Origin of the sequence: Parvibaculum sedimenti (genome assembly GCF_009184905.1) — a bacterium.
Classification (GTDB): domain Bacteria; phylum Pseudomonadota; class Alphaproteobacteria; order Parvibaculales; family Parvibaculaceae; genus Parvibaculum; species Parvibaculum sedimenti.
On the sequence record NZ_WESC01000031.1, the window covers coordinates 1 to 3,507 of the forward strand.

A 3,507-nucleotide genomic window follows, 5' to 3' on the forward strand; every position below is an offset into this window, starting at 1 on the left:
CTTATCGCAACAGGCCTGCACGCTCCGCACTCTGATGGCTCCGCGTGCCGGCCTGTTGCTCAACCCGCCCGAGAGGGTATAATCATGCCAAGGCTCTAATCCCCCGTGGGGGAAACTTCAGTGGCACGTCACCGCCGCTGAGCGAGGTGGGGCTTGGTCTATCCACGCGCTCCTTTCTCTATCCACAATCGCACACAAGCATGGCCAGTGTAATGAATGCTCCTCATATCGATTTCAGGCCTTCCGATTCGGCCGATTTTCTGAGTGCCGCCATCAAGAATTACGGCGTCATATTCTTCGCGGCCTACGCATTGACGTTCGTTGTTTACAGTTATTTTTTTACTTCGATCATCTTCACCAATCACACATTCCCCAATGCGTTCATCTATGACTATCCCTCGTACAAGACGCTGGGAGAGGGGCGGTGGTTCGCCGACATGCTCATAAGCCTTTTCGGAGGTGCAGGCATTCAGTCACTTGAGATGATCGTGGCCGCGGGCGTGCAGGCCATAAATGGAATCCTGTTTTCTACATTTATGGGGCTGAGGCGCAAAGAAGAAATCTTTCTGGCAACGGCATTCATCTGCGTCCATCCGACATTTCTTGATTATTACAGTTTTTCGGCAGATCACATTGCATTCACATTCGGTGACACTCTTGCCCTGACGGGAGCTTTGGCACTACAACGAAGCCCTAAGCAGCCAAGAGCTTTTGTCCTCGCAACGCTTTGCTTTGTGTTGTCTCTCGCGGCCTATCAGCCCAAGATCGGGCTCATTGCGCTTCTGCTCGCGCTGCTCCTTATGCAAATCTCAATAGGAGCAGGATTCGAGGCAGCACGGCCCGTAAACTTTCGTGAGTTCGCATTGCGAGCGGCACTCGCAGCTGGAAGTTTCATCGTTGCAGTTTTGGTTTACTTCATTTCGACCAAGCTGACGGTCGTTTACGATTCGGGATTTAGAACACACCTTAACGGGTTGGGAGCAATTCTCGTCCAATTCGGGAATTCCTATTCGTCTATATATGACGTAACCTACGCAAACGTCGATTACCTGCCACGCAGTTTTAGACTGCTTCCCGCGATATCGGTGTTGTTTGGTATAGGCGTTGTTATCCTGAAAGCATGGCAACGTGGACCAATTTGGGCGGCCATTGCAGCTGCACTGACGCTGCTTATTCCTCCTGCCTTAAAACTTGCAAAGATAATTAACGATCAGACTTGGGATCACAGTGGTCGGATCGAAGCGCCCTTCGCTTACGCCTCACTGTTTTTCCTGGCTGCAATCCTTCTGACCGCGCGCGGCAGAAGGCTCGCGATGGCGGCGCTAGTTCTCTACATATATTTTTTTGCGGTCCTGGGTAGTCAGGAAACGAATACCGCAGCGTTCAAGAGTGTGTATGACATGAATCGCATCAATCGTATCGTTGTGCGGGCCGAACCGTTCCTTTTGTCCCGAAAGCAGACCCCCGTCGTCGTCATTGGCGATATGAAAGACAATTTTCTTGATCGGTTTCGGCAGTATCAAAACACGACGTTTTCATCGCAGGTACGGACCGAAGCATTTGCGAGTTACAGGCAGGTCGAAATCATGAATTTCTTCCTTGGCCATTATGGGTTTGCAAGTCCGACAATGGCTGAGGTCAAAGCCGCAATAGCAGGGGCGACCGGAAGGAAGCCATGGCCCGATTCAGAAGCGGTCTACTTCAATGGGGAGTCCATCGTCATCATTCTTGAGCCCTATGTGACAGGCACATCGGTGACATGGGCCTCTGACGATCAATCAAGATGATCGTCACCGTATCGTATAGGAGGCGCATGCCTGTTACTATTCCTGTCTGAAAGACCATCCCGCGTTAACTGCGTAGGTCAGCATGAGCACGATGCCGGTCGACAGGATTTGAGCCACCAGATAATGGATGCCGATGTAGAGAATCAGAACCGTCATCACAGCCCAGTTGATGACGAAGCCGAAGCAGGCGGTGAGAAAGAACTTCGGGGCGACTTGGATGTGGCTTTTATGACTACCGAACGTAAAACGATAGTTTAGAAGGTAGTTTACGATAGCGCCCGCAATCGCGCCGCCCGATGAAGCGATGAGAGGCTCTGCAGTACCGGTTCGCACCAGACACAGCAATATGGTGTACTGGGTTGCCGTCCCCAGCGTTCCCGCCGCAGCGTAGCGCAGCAGCCTAGGCGGCTTCATGTTCTAAAGACTTTTGGAAATACACCTTGCGCACGATGTAGCTCGGGCGGCGCTTTGCTTCATTATAGATTCGGCCCAGATATTCGCCGAGCATGCCAATTCCCATGAGTTGAACGCCACCAAGAAACAGAACGACAGTGAGAATGGATGCATAGCCGGGTACGTCAACACCATGAATAGTCGTTCGAACAATCAGAAAAAGCGCATAGAAAAAAGTGAATAGCGCCGTGATGCCACCGAAATAGGTCCAGATGCGGAGCGGCAAGGTGCTAAAGCTCGTGATGCCTTCAAGGGCGAGGTTCCATAGCCTCCAGCCGGAAAACTTTGAATTTCCTTCGTTGCGTGGCTGTCGAACATATTCGATTTCGGCAGTGCGTCCGCCGACCCAGGCAAAGAGCCCCTTCATAAAGCGGCAATTCTCCGGCAGCAGCTTGAGCGCATCAACCGTAGCGCGGGACATTAACCGAAAATCCCCCACATTTTCCGGGATCGTGATGTCCGAGATGGCATTTATGGCGCGGTAAAACAAGGCTGCCGTGCTTCGCTTCACATAACTGTCTGAGGACCTGTCGGCACGCCTCGCAATGACGACATCGTAGCCTTCGCGCCATTTCTCGACGAGCTGCGCGATGACGTTGGGTGGATCCTGCATGTCGGCATCGAACGGAATGACGGCATCGCCCGTGGCGTGATCTAGGCCGGCCGTCAACGCGGCTTCCTTGCCGAAGTTTCGTGATAGATCAATGACCTTGATCCGCGGATCGCCGCTCGCGTGATTCAAGAGCTTTGCGAGCGTTAGGTCGTGGCTACCGTCATTGACGCATATAATTTCAAAAACGCTATTCGGGATCGTTTCAAACGCGGCGCAAATCTCGATGAAGAGGTTGTCGATGCCGTCTTCTTCATTGAAGAACGGTACAACTACGGAAATAAGATCGGTCAAAGTCCAGCCTCCCCTCCGGCTATCTATCATGGACGCTTGTGCCTGCAGAATAGTTCCATTTCCTCGATTGTCACTCTCTGGTCACCATCAACGGGGTCCGTCGGAAAAACCTTTCCCGCTGATTGACGGTTCCTCCAGTCTTCTTGTCTTCGCGAGCGACACATCCGCTTCGGAAGGTCGCGCTGGTCGATCGCTCCAGCATTTACCGTATGCCCGAAATGCCGCGGCTGGCCGCGGCATGGAGTTCGACCTCAATCGCGCCCGTCTGTCGCGCCAGGTCGTTGAACGGAATTTGACTCTTCGTCGAACAAAACTCCCTCGAGGCGGCACTGACGGCAACGTCAAGTATTGCCACCCTCCCCA

Annotated in this window: 3 protein-coding genes; 1 reads left to right on the forward strand and 2 read right to left on the reverse strand. The window is 52.8% G+C overall.

All coding sequences use genetic code 11. The features are described from left to right. Positions 1-200 precede the first annotated feature (200 nt). Positions 201-1,787 carry a glucosyltransferase domain-containing protein gene (locus F2P47_RS17480; RefSeq protein WP_152217677.1) on the forward strand — a complete coding sequence of 529 codons (1,587 nt, stop codon included), beginning with the start codon at positions 201-203 and terminating at the stop codon, positions 1,785-1,787. Between the two features lie 36 nt (positions 1,788-1,823). Here the strand turns inward: F2P47_RS17480 and F2P47_RS17485 are convergent, their stop codons facing one another. Both F2P47_RS17485 and F2P47_RS17490 read right to left on the reverse strand, forming a co-directional pair. After that, positions 1,824-2,201 carry a GtrA family protein gene (locus F2P47_RS17485; RefSeq protein ID WP_152217678.1) on the reverse strand — a complete coding sequence of 126 codons (378 nt, stop codon included), beginning with the start codon at positions 2,199-2,201 and terminating at the stop codon, positions 1,824-1,826. Next, on the reverse strand, positions 2,188-3,144 hold the full coding sequence (locus tag F2P47_RS17490; RefSeq protein ID WP_204886761.1) for a glycosyltransferase family 2 protein: 957 nt from the start codon (positions 3,142-3,144) through the stop codon (positions 2,188-2,190). The genes F2P47_RS17485 and F2P47_RS17490 overlap by 14 nt, the downstream gene beginning before the upstream one ends. Between the last annotated feature and the right edge of the window lie 363 nt (positions 3,145-3,507).

What these genes read in the sequence shown, in the direction of transcription:
- F2P47_RS17480 (WP_152217677.1), top strand. Translation starts at nt 201, where the DNA reads ATGGCCAGTGTAATGAATGCTCCTCATATCGATTTCAGGCCTTCCGAT.
- F2P47_RS17485 (WP_152217678.1), bottom strand. Translation starts at nt 2,201, where the DNA reads ATGAAGCCGCCTAGGCTGCTGCGCTACGCTGCGGCGGGAACGCTGGGG.